The sequence below is a fragment of the Kosakonia sp. H7A genome (genome assembly GCF_003028445.1).
Taxonomy (GTDB): Bacteria; Pseudomonadota; Gammaproteobacteria; order Enterobacterales; family Enterobacteriaceae; genus Kosakonia; species Kosakonia radicincitans.
Genome location: NZ_PYTZ01000001.1, coordinates 1,095,187 through 1,111,618, shown reverse-complemented (window position 1 = coordinate 1,111,618; position 16,432 = coordinate 1,095,187). Strand labels below are relative to the sequence as shown.

18 protein-coding genes and 5 tRNA genes are annotated in these 16,432 nt (G+C 53.6%); 17 read left to right on the top strand and 6 right to left on the bottom strand.

Annotated elements, in window-relative coordinates; translation table 11 throughout:
• The first annotated feature begins 6 nt into the window (after positions 1–6).
• From cydX to pnuC, 16 genes are all read left to right on the top strand, one after another.
• On the top strand, positions 7–120 hold the full coding sequence (gene cydX / locus CWM66_RS05155) for a cytochrome bd-I oxidase subunit CydX (RefSeq protein ID WP_007373915.1): 114 nt from the start codon (positions 7–9) through the stop codon (positions 118–120).
• On the top strand, positions 120–413 hold the full coding sequence (ybgE, locus tag CWM66_RS05150) for a cyd operon protein YbgE (RefSeq protein ID WP_035885968.1): 294 nt from the start codon (positions 120–122) through the stop codon (positions 411–413). The genes cydX and ybgE overlap by 1 nt, the downstream gene beginning before the upstream one ends.
• A 148-nt stretch (positions 414–561) precedes the next feature.
• Positions 562–966: a tol-pal system-associated acyl-CoA thioesterase gene (gene ybgC, locus CWM66_RS05145; protein ID WP_007373917.1), complete on the top strand. Its 405-nt coding sequence runs from the start codon at positions 562–564 to the stop codon at positions 964–966.
• Entirely contained in the window at positions 963–1,655 is a 693-nt protein-coding gene (gene tolQ / locus CWM66_RS05140; protein WP_090474323.1) for a Tol-Pal system protein TolQ, read from the top strand. Before ybgC ends, tolQ begins: the two co-directional genes overlap by 4 nt.
• A 3-nt stretch (positions 1,656–1,658) precedes the next feature.
• The gene (gene tolR, locus CWM66_RS05135; protein WP_007373919.1) at positions 1,659–2,087 is read left to right on the top strand and encodes a colicin uptake protein TolR; all 429 of its coding nucleotides are present in this window, start codon (positions 1,659–1,661) and stop codon (positions 2,085–2,087) included.
• Between the two features lie 39 nt (positions 2,088–2,126).
• A complete protein-coding gene (gene tolA / locus CWM66_RS05130) occupies positions 2,127–3,413 on the top strand; it encodes a cell envelope integrity protein TolA (protein ID WP_107146306.1) in 1,287 nt (428 codons plus the stop codon).
• A 138-nt stretch (positions 3,414–3,551) separates the two neighbouring features.
• Positions 3,552–4,844, top strand: a complete 1,293-nt coding sequence (gene tolB, locus CWM66_RS05125; RefSeq protein WP_035885966.1) for a Tol-Pal system beta propeller repeat protein TolB — start codon at positions 3,552–3,554, stop codon at positions 4,842–4,844.
• Between the two features lie 29 nt (positions 4,845–4,873).
• Positions 4,874–5,389: a peptidoglycan-associated lipoprotein Pal gene (gene pal / locus CWM66_RS05120; protein ID WP_007373922.1), complete on the top strand. Its 516-nt coding sequence runs from the start codon at positions 4,874–4,876 to the stop codon at positions 5,387–5,389.
• 9 nt (positions 5,390–5,398) lie between these two features.
• Positions 5,399–6,202: a cell division protein CpoB gene (gene cpoB / locus CWM66_RS05115; protein WP_035943222.1), complete on the top strand. Its 804-nt coding sequence runs from the start codon at positions 5,399–5,401 to the stop codon at positions 6,200–6,202.
• Positions 6,203–6,366: 164 nt separating this feature from the next.
• Positions 6,367–6,442 (top strand) — tRNA-Lys (locus CWM66_RS05110).
• 127 nt (positions 6,443–6,569) lie between these two features.
• A tRNA-Val gene (locus tag CWM66_RS05105) sits at positions 6,570–6,645 on the top strand.
• A gap of 3 nt (positions 6,646–6,648) precedes the next feature.
• Positions 6,649–6,724 (top strand) — tRNA-Lys (locus tag CWM66_RS05100).
• A 149-nt stretch (positions 6,725–6,873) separates the two neighbouring features.
• A tRNA-Lys gene (locus CWM66_RS05095) sits at positions 6,874–6,949 on the top strand.
• A 41-nt stretch (positions 6,950–6,990) separates the two neighbouring features.
• Positions 6,991–7,066 (top strand) — tRNA-Lys (locus CWM66_RS05090).
• 390 nt (positions 7,067–7,456) lie between these two features.
• Positions 7,457–8,500, top strand: a complete 1,044-nt coding sequence (gene nadA, locus CWM66_RS05085; RefSeq protein WP_035886080.1) for a quinolinate synthase NadA — start codon at positions 7,457–7,459, stop codon at positions 8,498–8,500.
• 37 nt (positions 8,501–8,537) lie between these two features.
• Positions 8,538–9,257 carry a nicotinamide riboside transporter PnuC gene (pnuC, locus tag CWM66_RS05080; RefSeq protein WP_107146305.1) on the top strand — a complete coding sequence of 240 codons (720 nt, stop codon included), beginning with the start codon at positions 8,538–8,540 and terminating at the stop codon, positions 9,255–9,257.
• On the opposite strand, the gene zitB is transcribed toward pnuC, so the two are convergent.
• Positions 9,254–10,186: a CDF family zinc transporter ZitB gene (gene zitB, locus CWM66_RS05075; RefSeq protein ID WP_071920501.1), complete on the bottom strand. Its 933-nt coding sequence runs from the start codon at positions 10,184–10,186 to the stop codon at positions 9,254–9,256. The genes pnuC and zitB overlap by 4 nt on opposite strands.
• A gap of 118 nt (positions 10,187–10,304) precedes the next feature.
• Positions 10,305–10,688 carry a YbgS-like family protein gene (locus CWM66_RS05070; RefSeq protein WP_035885963.1) on the bottom strand — a complete coding sequence of 128 codons (384 nt, stop codon included), beginning with the start codon at positions 10,686–10,688 and terminating at the stop codon, positions 10,305–10,307.
• A gap of 318 nt (positions 10,689–11,006) precedes the next feature.
• Between CWM66_RS05070 and aroG the strand changes: the two genes are divergently transcribed.
• Complete coding sequence (gene aroG / locus CWM66_RS05065; protein WP_035885962.1) at positions 11,007–12,059, top strand: 3-deoxy-7-phosphoheptulonate synthase AroG; 1,053 nt, start codon at positions 11,007–11,009, stop codon at positions 12,057–12,059.
• Positions 12,060–12,230: 171 nt separating this feature from the next.
• Here the strand turns inward: aroG and gpmA are convergent, their stop codons facing one another.
• From gpmA to galT, 4 genes are all read right to left on the bottom strand, one after another.
• Complete coding sequence (gene gpmA, locus CWM66_RS05060) at positions 12,231–12,983, bottom strand: 2,3-diphosphoglycerate-dependent phosphoglycerate mutase (RefSeq protein ID WP_007373930.1); 753 nt, start codon at positions 12,981–12,983, stop codon at positions 12,231–12,233.
• Positions 12,984–13,191: 208 nt separating this feature from the next.
• A complete protein-coding gene (gene galM, locus CWM66_RS05055) occupies positions 13,192–14,232 on the bottom strand; it encodes a galactose-1-epimerase (RefSeq protein ID WP_035885960.1) in 1,041 nt (346 codons plus the stop codon).
• On the bottom strand, positions 14,226–15,374 hold the full coding sequence (gene galK / locus CWM66_RS05050; RefSeq protein WP_079518219.1) for a galactokinase: 1,149 nt from the start codon (positions 15,372–15,374) through the stop codon (positions 14,226–14,228). The genes galM and galK overlap by 7 nt, the downstream gene beginning before the upstream one ends.
• A 2-nt stretch (positions 15,375–15,376) precedes the next feature.
• Positions 15,377–16,423 (bottom strand): galactose-1-phosphate uridylyltransferase, encoded by a 1,047-nt coding sequence (gene galT / locus CWM66_RS05045; RefSeq protein ID WP_107146304.1) that lies wholly within the window; start codon positions 16,421–16,423, stop codon positions 15,377–15,379.
• Between the last annotated feature and the right edge of the window lie 9 nt (positions 16,424–16,432).

Genomic DNA, 16,432 nt, shown 5'->3' with positions numbered 1-16,432 from the left:
CTGAATATGTGGTATTTCGCATGGATTTTAGGAACGCTTCTTGCCTGTGCTTTTGGAGTGATTACCGCCCTGGCGCTGGAACACGTTGAAGCGTCGAAAGCCGGACAAGAAGAACAGTAATGGAAAAAGTTATCGCAAAATTGTATGCGGTAATGGATAAGGGCCCGTTAAGGGCCCTTTCCTTAATAATGGCGCTCCTGCTGGCTGGCTGCATTTTCTGGGATCCGTCCCGTTTTGCTGCGAAAACCAGCGAGCTGGAGATCTGGCACGGATTGCTGCTGATGTGGGCGGTGTGTGCCGGGGTTATCCATGGCGTCGGTTTTCGTCCGCGCGCCATTCACTGGCAGGGTTTTTTCTGCCCGCTTATTGCTGATGCCGTTCTGCTGGCGGGGCTTATTTTTTTCTTCTTTTGAATAAGAAATATCCGCTATCCTCATGGGCTTGCAAAAGCCCATAAATTTTTACTATCCGTTTACCTGAACCCATTCCAAAGCACCTTTCCCGCGCGTATAGTAGCGAAGTTTAAAAGCTCTAACTTTTTTTGCATTACCGGGATGTAAAGTGAATACAACGCTGTTTCGATGGCCGGTTCGTGTCTATTACGAAGATACAGACGCCGGTGGTGTGGTTTACCACGCCAGCTACGTAGCTTTTTATGAAAGAGCCCGTACAGAGATGCTGCGCCATCATCACTTTAGCCAACAAGTTCTGCTGGCTGAGCGCGTCGCGTTCGTGGTACGCAAAATGATGCTGGAGTATTTTGCGCCCGCCAGACTCGACGACATGCTCGAAGTCCAAACGGAAATTACATCAATGCGTGGTACCTCCATGGTGTTCACGCAGCGGATTGTCAACGCAGAGAACAAAGTGCTGAATGAAGCTGAGGTGCTGATTGTCTGTGTTGATCCACTCTTAATGAAGCCTCGTGCGCTTCCCAAGTCTATTGTCGCGGAGTTTAAGCAGTGACTGACATGAACATCCTTGATTTGTTCCTGAAGGCTAGCCTTCTGGTCAAACTTATCATGTTGATTTTGATTGGTTTTTCAATCGCATCCTGGGCAATCATCATCCAGAGAACGCGCATCCTCAACGCAGCAGGGCGCGAAGCAGAAGCATTCGAAGACAAGTTCTGGTCCGGCATTGAACTGTCACGTTTGTATCAGGAAAGCCAGGCTCGCCGCGATAATCTGAGCGGTTCGGAACAAATCTTCTACAGCGGGTTCAAAGAGTTTGCCCGTCTGCATCGCGCAAACAGTCACGCGCCAGAAGCGATTGTCGAAGGGGCATCAAGGGCGATGCGCATTTCGATGAGCCGCGAGCTGGAAAATCTGGAAAACCACATTCCTTTCCTTGGTACCGTGGGTTCTATCAGCCCGTATATCGGTCTGTTCGGTACGGTATGGGGGATCATGCACGCCTTTATCGCGCTGGGCGCGGTGAAGCAGGCCACATTGCAAATGGTTGCGCCGGGGATCGCGGAAGCGTTGATCGCTACCGCAATCGGTCTGTTTGCCGCAATCCCGGCGGTGATGGCATATAACCGCCTGAACCAGCGCGTGAACAAACTGGAACTGAATTACGACAACTTTATGGAAGAGTTCACGGCTATTCTGCATCGCCAGGCATTCGCCAGCAGCGACAGCAATAAGGAGTAATCCATGGCCAGAACGCGTGGGCGGGGCAGTCGTGGCCTCAAGTCTGAAATCAACATTGTACCGTTGCTGGACGTGTTGCTGGTGCTGCTGCTGATCTTTATGGCAACAGCGCCGATCATCACGCAGAGCGTAGAGGTCGATCTGCCGGATGCGACGGAATCGCAGACCGTCAGTACCAATGACGATCCTCCGGTCATTATTGAGGTTTCCGGTGTCGGACAGTACAGCGTGGTGGTGGAAAAAGATCGCATGGATCAGCTACCGCCAGAGCAGGTGATTGCCGAGGCGCAGCGTCGCCTGCAATCCAATCCGAAAACCGTGTTCTTAATCGGCGGAGCGAAAGATGTGCCGTACGATGAAATCATTAAAGCGCTGAACCTGTTACATAGCGCGGGTGTGAAATCGGTTGGCTTGATGACGCAGCCTATCTGATCACTCGCCTGACAGGCGGACAGTTTTTGGGAACCGAGAGTGTCAAAGGCAACCGTACAAAACGACAAGCTTAAGCGAGCGATAATCATCTCAGCCGTGCTGCACGTAATTCTGGTGGCGCTGCTGATTTGGAGTTCGTTCGACGAGCATATTGATGCGTCTGCGGGCGGCGGCGGTGGCTCGGCGATCGATGCGGTGATGGTCGATCCCGGTGCTGTGGTGGACAATTACAATCGCCAACAGCAGCAGCAAGCCAGCGCGCAACGAGCCAAAGAGCAGCGCGAAAAACAGGCGCAACAGCAGGCGGAAGAGCTGCGTGAAAAGCAGGCTGCCGAGCAGGAGCATTTGAAACAGCTGGAGCAGGAGCGTTTGCAGGCGCAGGAAGCCGCGCGCGAACAGGCCGAGCAGCAGAAACAAGCGGAAGAGGCGGCGAAAAAAGCGCAGCAGCAACAGAAGCAAGCTGAAGAAGCCGCAGCGAAAGCAGCCGCTGATGCAAAAGCTAAAGCAGACGCTCAGGCAAAAGAAGCAGCAGAAGCAGCGAAGAAAGCCGCTGCCGATGCGCAGAAAAAAGCGGAAGCTGAAGCCGCAAAAGCCGCTGCCGACGCACAGAAAAAAGCAGAAGCTGAAGCCGCAAAAGCCGCCGCAGATGCGAAGAAAAAAGCGGAAGCTGAAGCAGCGAAGAAAGCTCAGGCAGACGCTGAGAAGAAAGCACAGGCCGAAGCGGCTAAACAAGCTGCCTCGGAGAAAGCTGCAGCAGAGAAAGCCGCTGCGGCTGAGAAGGCTGCTGCTGCGAAAGCTGCTGCCGCTGAAAAAGCTGCAGAAGAGAAGAAAGCTGCAGCCGCTGAGAAGGCCGCCGCCGATAAGAAAGCGGCAACTGAAAAAGCGGCTGCTGCCAAGAAAGCCGCCGCTGAAAAAGCCGCTGCTGCCGCTGGCGTTGACGATCTGTTTGGCGATTTAAGTTCCGGTAAGAATGCGCCGAAAACAGGTGGCGGGGCGAAAGGGAATAATGCAGCCGCAGCCGGTTCTGGTAACACTAAGAACAACGGCGCATCAGGTGCTGACATCAGTAACTATGCAGGGCAGATAAAATCGGCGATTGAAAGCCGCTTTTATGATTCCTCCTCCTATGCGGGGAAAACCTGTACGTTGCGTGTCAAACTGGCGCCGGATGGCATGCTGTTAGATATTCAGTCCGAAGGTGGCGACCCGGCGCTTTGTCAGGCGGCTCTTGCAGCTGCAAGACAGGCAAAAATACCGAAGCCGCCAAGTCAGGCTGTGTATGAAGTGTTCAAAAATGCGCCGCTGGACTTTAAACCAGGACCTTAAACCATAAGGTAGACTTTCCTTCGCACCGCGCGGGGGGAAATCGTACCGGTTGTTCCGACGCGGGTAGTTTTGTCTTATTGAGTTTGTTAAAATTCTGCTAAATTATCGCGGGTTTTCCACCCGGATAAGGGAGATATGATGAAGCAGGCATTACGTGTTGCATTTGGTTTTCTGATGCTGTGGGCAGCGGTGCTGCACGCAGAAGTACGTATCGAGATCACCCAGGGGGTGGACTCGGCACGCCCGATTGGCGTTGTGCCTTTCCAGTGGGCAGGCCCTGGTGCCGCGCCTGAAGATGCCGGCGGTATCGTTGCTGCGGATCTGCGCAACAGCGGCAAATTCAATCCCCTCGATCGTTCCCGCCTGCCGCAGCAGCCTGGCAGCGCACAGGAAGTTCAGCCAGCCGCATGGTCTGCGTTAGGCATCGATGCGGTGGTTGTTGGTCAGGTAACCCCGAATCCTGACGGCAGCTACAACGTCGCTTACCAACTGGTGGACACCGGCGGTGCGCCGGGTACCGTGCTGGCGCAGAACTCCTTTAAAGTGAACAAACAGTGGCTGCGTTATGCCGCTCATGCCGCCAGTGATGAAGTATTCGAAAAACTGACCGGCATTAAAGGTGCATTCCGTACCCGTATTGCTTACGTAGTGCAGACTGCGAACAGTCAGTTCCCGTACGAGCTGCGCGTTTCTGACTATGACGGTTACAACCAGTTCCTGGTGCACAAATCGCCGCAGCCGCTGATGTCTCCGGCATGGTCTCCGGACGGGTCCAAACTGGCTTACGTGACGTTTGAAAGCGGTCGTTCTGCTCTGGTTATCCAGACGCTGGCGAATGCGAGCATCCGCCAGGTTGCTTCCTTCCCGCGCCACAACGGTGCGCCGGCCTTCTCGCCGGACGGTTCTAAACTGGCGTTTGCGCTGTCTAAAACCGGTAGCCTGAACATTTATGTCATGGATATTGGTTCCGGCCAGATTCGTCAGGTTACCGATGGCCGCAGCAACAACACCGAACCGACCTGGTTCCCGGATAGCCAGACGCTGGCCTTTACGTCTGACCAGGCGGGTCGTCCGCAGGTGTATAAAGTAGGTATCAATGGCGGCGCAGCGCAGCGTATCTCCTGGCAGGGTTCACAAAACCAGGATGCTGACGTGAGCAGCGACGGCAAATTTATGGTGATGGTAAGCTCTGACGGTGGTCAGCAGCACATCGCTAAACAAGATCTGGCAGCGGGTGGCGTACAGGTTCTGACGTCAACGTTCCTGGATGAAACGCCAAGTCTGGCACCTAACGGCACAATGGTAATCTACAGCTCTTCTCAGGGGATGGGATCCGTGCTGAATCTGGTTTCTACAGATGGGCGTTTCAAAGCGCGTCTTCCGGCGACTGATGGTCAGGTTAAATTCCCTGCCTGGTCTCCGTATCTGTAATAATAAATATTTATAAAGGAATCAAAGAAATGCAACTGAACAAAGTGCTGAAAGGCCTGATGCTGGCTCTGCCTGTTATGGCGATTGCTGCGTGTTCTTCTCACAAGAACAACACCAGCGACCAGAGCGGCGAAGGCATGATGGGTGCTGGCACTGGCATGAACGGTAGTGGCAATATGTCCTCCGAAGAACAAGCGCGTCTGCAAATGCAACAGCTGCAGCAGAACAACATTGTTTACTTCGATCTGGACAAATATGACATCCGTTCTGACTTCGCTGCGATGCTGGATGCTCACGCTAACTTCCTGCGTAGCAACCCGTCCTACAAAGTCACCGTAGAAGGTCACGCGGACGAACGTGGTACTCCGGAATACAACATCTCCCTGGGCGAACGTCGTGCTAACGCCGTTAAAATGTACCTGCAGGGTAAAGGCGTTTCCGCAGATCAGATCTCCATCGTTTCTTACGGTAAAGAAAAACCTGCAGTACTGGGTCATGACGAAGCGGCTTACGCTAAAAACCGTCGTGCCGTACTGGTTTACTAAGAGAATTGCATGAGCAGTAACTTCAGACATCATTTGTTGAGTCTGTCGTTACTGGTTGGCATAGCGGCCCCATGGGCCGCTAATGCTCAGGCGCCAATCAGTAGTGTCGGCTCAGGCTCGGTCGAAGACCGTGTCACTCAACTCGAGCGTATTTCTAATGCTCATAGCCAGCTTTTGACTCAACTCCAGCAACAACTCTCCGATAATCAGGCCGATATTGATACCCTTCGTGGACAAATCCAGGAAAATCAGTATCAGCTTAATCAGGTGGTTGAACGCCAACAGCAAATTTTGCAGCAGATAGGCAATTTGAGCAGTGGCACAGCGGGACAGACGCAGCAAGCTTCCGGCGATCAGAGCGGTGCGGCGGCGCAAGCGCCAGCAGCGGATACGGGCGCAAATAACGGTGCGGCAACGTCTGGTGCTCCCGTTCAAAGCGGCGATGCAAATACGGATTACAATGCGGCGATTGCGCTGGTACAGGATAAATCCCGTCAGGATGATGCGCTCGCTGCTTTCCAGAATTTTGTCAAAAAGTACCCAGATTCAACCTACATACCGAATGCCAACTACTGGCTTGGTCAGTTGAATTATAACAAGGGTAAAAAAGACGACGCTGCTTATTACTTTGCCTCTGTGGTGAAGAATTACCCGAAGTCGCCTAAAGCGCCTGACGCTATGTTCAAGGTCGGCGTGATTATGCAGGACAAAGGTGACAGCGCGAAGGCGAAAGCGGTTTACCAGCAGGTGGTCAGTAAATACCCTGGTACCGACGGCGCGAAACAAGCGCAAAAACGCCTTGGTTCTATGTAATGCATAGCGCATGACCAGAAATCGTGTTTTTTCTGGTCTTGTCGCATGAATCATAAGCAGTTAAGTCATTCTGGTTGAAATTGTTGTTGCGCTGAAATCTTAAATCAGTAATATATGCCGCCGTTGCCACGGGATATCTCTTAAACCAGAGGCAACATGAAAGTGGGTCGTTAGCTCAGTTGGTAGAGCAGTTGACTTTTAATCAATTGGTCGCAGGTTCGAATCCTGCACGACCCACCAATTTAACATCGGGGTGGAGATGTTAAGCGTGAAGGATAACGTTGCGTAGCAACGGCCCGACAGGGTAAGGCAAAGCCGAATTATCCTCACGACCCATCACTTAAAGTAGTATCCAGCACGTAGTATCGGGTGATTAGCTCAGCTGGGAGAGCACCTCCCTTACAAGGAGGGGGTCGGCGGTTCGATCCCGTCATCACCCACCACTCGGGTCGTTAGCTCAGTTGGTAGAGCAGTTGACTTTTAATCAATTGGTCGCAGGTTCGAATCCTGCACGACCCACCAATTTAACATCAATCTAATGGTGTTAAACGTGAAGGATAACGTTGCAGCAGCAGCGACGCCACAGGGCGAGGCAAAGGCCAAATCATCCTGCACGATCCACCACTTAATGTGGTTCCTGGTAAAATTATCTTCGAAGTCACTACCCCTATGGGTCGTTAGCTCAGTTGGTAGAGCAGTTGACTTTTAATCAATTGGTCGCAGGTTCGAATCCTGCACGACCCACCACTTTCAACGTGGGTGATTACTTCGAAGAGCAGTTCCGTAAGGGGTCGTTAGCTCAGTTGGTAGAGCAGTTGACTTTTAATCAATTGGTCGCAGGTTCGAATCCTGCACGACCCACCAATGTAAAAAAGCGCCCTAAAGGCGCTTTTTTGCTTTCTGCGAATAGAGAAGATTCGACAAAATTGTCGGGAACAATTTTGAACAACGCGCAGCGTTCGAAGGGCGAGCGAAGCGAGTCATCCTGCACGACCCACCCATGTAAAATGGCGCTGGCGGGTTTTTTGCTTTCTGACATCCGTCAATCCCGCGATATCCATCCATAGGCCTGCTAAGCACAGCGTCAGCAGTAGCTGCTGTTGGAGGGGGATCTGCCATTCCTTAAAAATTCATCACGACATTTTTTACGCAATCGGCTATCTTGTTTAGTATATAAAACATCTCTGCCGGATTACCCGCTTCCATGGTGACGAACCCGGTTGTTAAGTTCAGCAAGAAAAACGAGTAAGCATGATGAGCGTAATGTTTGACCCTGAAGCCGCAATCTATCCTTTTCCGCCAAAACCCCAGCCGCTGGATCAGCAAGACAAGCAATTTTACCGCGAGAAAATCAAACGCTTGCTGAAAGAACGGGATGCGGTGATGGTCGCGCACTATTATACCGACCCGGAGATCCAACAACTGGCGGAAGAGACTGGGGGTTGTATCGCCGATTCGCTGGAGATGGCGCGCTTTGGTGCCAGACATCCAGCCTCCACGCTGCTGGTCGCTGGCGTTCGTTTTATGGGCGAGACCGCTAAAATTCTCAGCCCGGAAAAAAACATCCTGATGCCAACACTGCACGCCGAATGTTCACTCGATCTGGGCTGCCCGATTGATGAGTTTACTGCTTTCTGCGACGCTCACCCGGATCGTACAGTGGTGGTCTATGCCAATACCTCGGCAGCAGTGAAAGCGCGTGCCGACTGGGTCGTAACGTCCAGTATTGCCGTCGAGTTGATTGAGCATCTCGATAGCCTCGGCGAGAAAATTATCTGGGCGCCGGACAAACATCTGGGAAGCTACGTGCAGAAACAGACCGGTGCTGATGTGCTGTGCTGGCAGGGCGCCTGTATTGTTCATGATGAATTTAAAACCCAGGCGCTGATGCGCATGAAGGCGCTCTACCCGCAAGCCGCTATCCTGGTGCATCCAGAATCGCCGCAATCGGTCGTGCAACTGGCGGATGCTGTAGGATCCACCAGCCAATTGATTGCTGCGGCAAAAACACTGCCGCATAAACAGCTTATTGTCGCCACTGACCGGGGTATCTTTTATAAGATGCAGCAAGCCGTACCGGAAAAAGAGCTGTTTGAAGCGCCGACAGCAGGAGAAGGGGCGACTTGCCGCAGTTGTGCGCACTGTCCGTGGATGGCGATGAATGGCCTGAAAGCGATTGCTGAAGGGCTGGAACACGCCGGTGCTGAGCATGAGATCCATGTTGATGCGGCACTACGCGAAGGCGCGTTGGTATCGCTGAACCGCATGCTGGATTTTGCGGCTACACTACGACCTTAATACTTTTTAACGCGTAACAATACGCTCTGGGGAAAGAATGGATTTTTTTAGTACACAGAACATCCTGGTGCACATACCGCTGGGTGCTGGTGGGTACGATCTCTCATGGATTGAAGCTGCAGGCACGCTGGCGGGCTTACTGTGTATCTGGCTGGCGAGCCTGGAGAAAATCAGTAATTACGCGTTTGGTCTGATAAACGTCACGCTGTTCGCCATTATCTTTTTCCAGATCCAGCTCTACGCCAGCCTGTTGCTCCAGCTCTTTTTCTTTGCTGCCAATATTTACGGCTGGTACGCCTGGTCACGCCAGACATCGCAAAACGAGGCTGAGCTGCAAATTCGCTGGCTGCCGTTGCCGAAGGCGCTGGCGTGGCTGGCCATGTGCGTGGTCGCGATTGGCCTGATGACCGCGTTTATTGATCCTGTCTTTGCGTTTCTGACGAAAATTGCTGTCTCAGTAATGCAAACGCTGGGGCTGAATGTGGCGATGCCGCAGCTGCAACCCGATGCTTTCCCGTTCTGGGATTCTTCCATGATGGTGTTGTCGATTGTGGCGATGATCCTGATGACCCGCAAATACGTCGAAAACTGGCTGCTTTGGGTGATCATCAACGTCATCAGCGTGGTGATTTTCGCATTGCAAGGCGTGTGGGCGATGTCGCTTGAGTATCTGATCCTGACATTCATTGCGCTTAATGGCAGCCGTATGTGGATGAACAGCGCGCGTGAGCGGGGTTCTCACGCGTTTTCACATTAATGGTGATGCTGATGGTGATGGTCAGGCTGTGATTCTCCCAGCGTACAGTCTGGCCCGTTACAGAGCTGATACTCCATCTGCACGGTGGAGTGCTCAATCTGGTAATGGTGGATGAGGAAATGCTGGATCTCACCGAGTAGCTTATCGTGATCCCGCGGTGGAATAACCTGCACATGCAACGTCATTAATGGTTTTTCACCGACCAGCCAGACATGAACATGGTGTACGTCGCGCACTTCCGGAATGGCGCGGCGCAAATGGCGTTTCAACGCGCCAATGTCGAATGTCGACGGCGCACCTTCCAGCAATTCATTGACGCTTTCCTTCAATAAACGCCAGGCGCTGCGCAACACCAGCGCTGAAACCAGCACGGAAAGTATAGGATCGACCGGCGTCCATCCGGTCAGCATAATGACCAGCGCGGCGGCGATCGCCCCAACGGAACCGAGCAGATCCCCCAGTACATGCAACGCTGCAGCACGCACGTTGAGATTCTTCTCTTCGCTACCGCGATGCAGCAACCAGAACGCCAGTAGGTTTGCCAGCAGACCGGCAATAGCGATCACCATCATGGTTAACCCGGCGACCGGCTGCGGATGGTAGAAGCGCTGAAGTGCTTCCCAGACAATCCACACGGTAATCAGCACCAGCGCCAGCGCATTCACAAAGGCGGCCAGCGTCGTCAGCCGCAGCCAGCCAAACGTACGATGCGCGCTGGGCGGCTGGCGAGCAAACCAGACAGCTAATAGCGCGAAGAGCAGGGCGGCGGCATCGGTAAGCATGTGACCAGCATCAGCCAGCAGCGCCAGCGAGCCGGAAATAATCCCACCTGCCACTTCCACCAACATAAAGACGGCGGTGACAATAAATGCCAGCAACAAACGCCGGGCGTTGGCATCGGCGGGAGCGTGTGAATGTGAATGCGCCATGAATGGCTCCTTCCTTTTAACCAGGCTTAACGCCTTACATCATTACAGATTTTTAACCGGTGAGAAGAAAAAAAATAAGGAGAGCCGAAGCTCTCCTCATGTGTCATGGCATCACTCTTTACTGGGTTGTGCCATCGGTTTTGGTATTGACGTCATTATTAGTGCCATTACCGGTTTCGACTTTTTTGTTTACGTCCGGGCAACGCCCATCCTTACACATCGTGTTTTTGTGCACTTCATCTTTGCTCATATGCTGCGATGAGTGAGTTTGCTGCGTACCGGTAGCAGAATTCGTGCTGCCGTTGTTAATTTTGCTGTTATCAACCCCGTTCGGTGCAAGGTTCTGCTGCGCATCCGGGGCGGTCTGACCCGCCGCTGCCGAGGAGTTGGCCTGGCCGTTATTGGCCGAGGCATCAGATGCAGAATCCGCAGCCCATGCTGCGCCACCTGCAAGGGTAAGGGTCGAGGTCAGTAAAAGCGTCGCTAATTTATTCATTTTCATCATAAAGCTCCTGTTCTGGTCGTTTTCATCACCGGCAAAGGCGATAAAAGCAGCGCGAACGAGTCATCACGCTCAGTGGTGAAAGATGCCGCTTTATTTATTAACGGCAGAATGTAATATTGCTAAAATTCAATTTAACGGTGTTTACAGTTAAAAAGTGTAGCTACTATCTAACAGTCTGCGACTTTTGCATGGCATTTTGCGCCATTCCAGGAATTATCCGCCCGAAGTGTAAAAGGGCGTTTACACTTCGGGCCTGACGAGATAGATTGGAAAGATTGCATTCATTACAAAAAGTATGGCCACACTGGAAAGATCATGAATTATCAGAACGACGATTTACGTATTAAAGAGATCAACGAGTTATTACCTCCTGTAGCGCTCCTTGAAAAATTCCCCGCCACTGAAACTGCCGCCCAGACGGTATCCAGCGCCCGCAAAGCGATCCACAACATTCTGCGCGGCAATGACGATCGTCTGCTGGTGGTGATTGGCCCGTGTTCCATTCATGATCCTGCGGCGGCGAAAGAGTACGCTTCGCGCCTGCTGGCATTGCGTGAAGAGCTCGGTGGCGAGCTGGAAGTGGTGATGCGCGTCTATTTTGAAAAACCGCGTACTACCGTTGGCTGGAAAGGGCTGATCAACGATCCGCATATGGACAACAGCTTCCAGATCAACGACGGCCTGCGCATTGCCCGCAAATTATTGCTGGAAATCAATGACAGCGGCCTGCCGGCTGCGGGTGAATTCCTCGATATGATCACGCCGCAATATCTGGCGGATCTGATGAGCTGGGGGGCGATCGGCGCCCGTACTACGGAATCACAGGTACACCGCGAGCTGGCTTCTGGTCTCTCCTGTCCGGTTGGATTCAAAAACGGCACCGACGGCACCATCAAAGTGGCGATCGACGCCATTAACGCCGCCAGCGCGCCGCACTGCTTCCTGTCGGTCACCAAATGGGGCCACTCTGCCATTGTGAATACCGCCGGTAATGGCGACTGCCACATTATTCTGCGCGGCGGCAAAGAGCCGAACTACAGTGCAAAACATGTGGCAGAAGTGAAATCAGGTCTGACCAAAGCGGGCCTGGAACCGCAGGTGATGATCGATTTCAGCCATGCGAACTCCAGCAAGCAGTTCAAAAGGCAAATGGACGTTGGCAGCGATGTCTGTCAGCAGATCGCCAACGGTGAAAAAGCGATTATCGGCGTGATGATTGAAAGCCACCTGGTGGAAGGTAATCAGAGCCTGGAGAGCGGCGAACCGCTGGTCTACGGTAAGAGCATCACCGATGCGTGCATCGGCTGGGAAGATACGGACACTATCCTGCGTCAGTTAGCGGCAGCGGTAAAAGCGCGTCGTGCCTGATTCGAGCCGCAGAGACGTTGGCTTTTCTCGCTAACCTGGGTCACTTTGTGCTAGCTGCCGGAGATTAGCTTCGCCGCCTTTCTGCAACGCGAATTATTTTGTGTCTCTGATTGCGTGTGAAGTGCAAAAAAAAGCGTGGAGCAATCCACGCTTTTTTTATGGGGGGAAAACTTACTTCGCTTTACCCTGGTTTGCTACTGCAGCGGCTTTTGCGGCGATCTCTTCCGCATTGCCCAGGTAGTAGTGTTTCAGCGGTTTGAAGTTTTCATCGAACTCATAAACCAGCGGTACGCCGGTCGGGATGTTCAGTTCGAGGATCTCTTCTTCGCTCATATTGTCGAGGTATTTCACCAGCGCACGCAGGGAGTTACCGTGCGCAGCGATGATCACGCGCTCGCCGCTTTGCAGGCGCGGCAGAATAGTTTCATTCCAGTAAGGAATAACGCGATCGATGGTCAGCGCCAGGCTTTCGGTCTGCGGCAGTTCGGCTTCGCTCAGTTTAGCGTAGCGCGGATCGTGGCCCGGGAAACGCTCATCATCTTTGGTCAGCGCTGGCGGGGTAACGGCAAAGCCACGACGCCACTGTTTAACCTGCTCGTCACCGTATTTCTCTGCGGTTTCGGCTTTGTTCAGACCCTGCAACGCACCGTAGTGACGCTCGTTCAGTTTCCAGCTTTTTTCTACCGGCAACCACGCCTGATCCAGTTCGTCCAGCACGTTCCACAGTGTGTGGATGGCACGTTTCAGCACGGAGGTGTAAGCAAAATCGAAGGAGTAGCCTTCCTCTTTCAGCAGTTTGCCTGCTGCTTTCGCTTCACCAACGCCTTTCTCTGACAGATCGACATCGTACCAACCGGTGAAGCGGTTTTCGTTGTTCCACTGGCTTTCGCCATGACGAACCAGAACCAGCTTAGTAACAGCCATACTCTTACTCCTGTAAGCCTGATTGAATGATAACAATTCTCATTATATTGCCGGAGAGAGAGAGCCCCGGCAACGATTACCCATAACCATAGCGAAAATAGCCGCGCAGTGTAAGGTGCTTGTGAACCAGGGGTTATAGTTTTGTCGATAAGTGACGCTTATTTCAGCAAAATGAGCAAAAAAAAGCCCTCCGGGAGGAGGGCTGAGATTAAAGCGCAATAAAGTGATATTCCGTCAGGCTGACATATTCGCTGCCGGGGCGTAAAACACAGTCCGGCTGCGGATAGTCCGGGCGATTCGGGCTGTCGGGCAAAAATTCGCTCTCCAGCGCCAGGCCTTGCCATGCAGCGTAGGTTTTCCCCCCGCGCGCTGGCGTACCGTCGAGATAATTGCCGGAATAGAACTGGAGCGCAGGAGCGCTGGTATAAACCGTCATTTGCAGTTGATTATCCGCCGACCACAACTGTGCCGCAGGCAGGCTGGCATCGCCCTTCGCCTGCAACAAAAACGCATGATCGTAGCCTTTTACCGCACGCTGATCGTCATCGCTGAGAAACTCTTCCGCCACGGTTTTGGGCGTACGGAAATCAAAACTGGTCAGCGCGACTTTTTTCAACCCACCGGTCGGCAGCCCCATCTCATCCACAGGCAGATATTCATCTGCCAGCAGTTGCAGGGAGTGGCTACGCACATCAGACTGGTACCCATCGAGGTTGAAATAGGCGTGGTTGGTCAGGTTGACCGGGCAGGGTTTATCCGTCGTGGCACGATATTCAATTGCCAGACGGTTATCCTCGCCGAGGCGAAAATGCGCCGTGGCGTTTACGTTGCCCGGAAAACCCTGATCGCCATCCGGCGAAGTCAGCGAAAACAGCACTTCGTTTTCATTCTGACGCTCAATCCGCCAGCGACGCTTGTCGAAACCTTCCGGGCCGCCATGCAACTGATTTTCGCCCTGGCTGGGCGTAAGCGCATATGTCTGACCATCAAGCTGAAAACGGCTCTTGCTGATACGGTTGGCGTAACGGCCCACCGAAGCGCCGAGAAACGCGGATTGTTGCAGATAGTATTCCGGTGACGCGCAGCCGAGCAGCGCTTCACGCACGGAGCCATCTTTCAGTGGCACGCGAGCCGAAAGCAGCGTCGCGCCCCAGTCCATCAGTGTCACCACCATTCCGGCGCTGTTGCGCAGAGTAATGAGACGAAAGGGCAGCCCGTCCGGAGCCGCCGTCGCAGATTCGTTTAGCACTGTCCTGCTCCCTGTGAAGGTTTGCACACATAAAAGGTTTCTTTGATGCCGGTTTTGGCTTCGTACTGGTTTTCCACGGCCTGTTTCACCGCAGGAACCAGCGCTTCCGGCACCAGCGCGACAACGCAGCCGCCAAAGCCGCCGCCAGTCATGCGCACACCGCCTTTATCACCGATGGTGGCTTTCACAATCTCGACCAGCGTATCGATTTGCGGCACGGTGATTTCAAAATCATCGCGCATCGACGCGTGGGATTCAGCCATCAGCACACCCATGCGTTGCAGATCGCCTTTCTCCAGCGCGGCGGCCGCTTCGACCGTGCGCGCGTTTTCTGTCAGCACATGGCGTACGCGTTTGCTGACCAGCGGATCCAACTCATGCGCTACCGCATTGAACTGATCGATGCTGACATCACGCAGCGCTTTCTGCTGGAAGAAACGCGCGCCGGTTTCGCACTGCTGACGACGCGTGTTGTATTCACTGCCAACCAGCGTGCGTTTGAAATTGCTGTTAATGATGACAATTGCCACGCCTTCCGGCATCGACACCGCTTTGGTGCCGAGCGAGCGGCAGTCGATCAGCAACGCGCTGCCTTTTTTGCCCAGCGCCGAGATCAACTGATCCATAATGCCGCAGTTGCAGCCGACGAACTGGTTTTCCGCTTCCTGGCCGTTAAGGGCAATCTGCGCGCCATCCAGTGGCAGATGGTAAAGTTGCTGGAAGACGGTGCCGACCGCCACTTCCAGCGATGCTGAGGAGCTTAACCCCGCGCCTTGCGGTACGTTGCCGCTGATCACCAGATCGGCACCGCCAAAGCCTGCATTGCGTTTTTGCAGGTGTTTCACTACGCCACGCACATAGTTGGACCACTGCTGGCTGTCGTGAGTCACAATCGGGGCGTCGAGGGAAAATTCATCCGTCTGGTTATCGTAATCGGCGGCAATCACCCGCACGATGCGATCGGTGCGCGGCGCGCAGCTAATCACCGTCTGGTAATCAATGGCGCAGGGCAGTACAAAACCGTCGTTATAGTCAGTATGTTCACCAATCAGATTCACGCGGCCCGGAGCCTGAATGGTATGGGTGGCAGGGTAGCCAAATTTCTCAGCAAACAGGGATTGTGTTTTCTCTTTCAGACTCATTGTTATTCTCCGGATTCGCGAAAATGGACATCGCTCAGCGCACGCAGGCGTTCAGCGGCTTGTTCTGCCGTCAGATCGCGCTGGGTTTCCGCCAGCATTTCGTAGCCCACCATAAATTTACGCACGGTAGCGGAACGCAGCAGCGGCGGATAGAAATGCGCGTGTAACTGCCAGTGATCATTCTCTTCACCGTTAAACGGCGCGCCGTGCCAGCCCATCGAGTAGGGGAAAGAGCACTGGAACAGATTGTCGTAACGGCTGGTCAGTTTTTTCAGCGCCATCGCCAGATCGCTGCGCTGTGCTGCGGTTAAGTCGGTAATGCGCTGGATATGCGCCTTCGGCAACAGCAGCGTTTCGAACGGCCAGGCCGCCCAGTAAGGCACCACGGCCAGCCAGTGGTCCGTTTCTACCACCGTACGGCTGCCGTCATTCAGCTCGCGCTGCACATAATCGACCAGCATCGGTGAGTGATGTTCAGCAAAGTACGCTTTTTGCAGGCGGTCTTCGCGTTCCACTTCGTTGGGCAGAAAGCTATTCGCCCACACCTGGCCATGCGGATGCGGATTGGAGCAGCCCATTGCCGCGCCTTTGTTCTCAAACACCTGCACCCATGGATAGTGCTGGCCCAGCTCGGCGGTTTGCTGTTGCCAGGTTTTTATTACCTCTTCCAGCGCGTTCAGGCTCAGTTCCGGCAGCGTTTTGCTGTGATCCGGCGAGAAGCAAATAACCCGGCTGGTCCCGCGCGCGCTCTGGCTGCGCATCAGCGGATCGCTGCTTTCCGGCGCCTGCGGCGTGTCGGTCATCAGCGCCGCAAAATCATTGGTGAACACGTAAGTACTGGTGTAATCCGGGTTTTTATCGCCCGTTACGCGAGTATTACCCGGACACAGGAAGCAATCCGGATCGTGTGCAGGCAATGTTTGCTTCGCAGGCGTTTCTTGCGCCCCTTGCCAGGGACGCTTTGCGCGATGCGGAGAAACCAGGATCCACTGATCGGTCAGCGGGTTGTAGCGGCGATGCGGGTGATCGACCGGGTTAAATTGCGTCATTACTGCTCC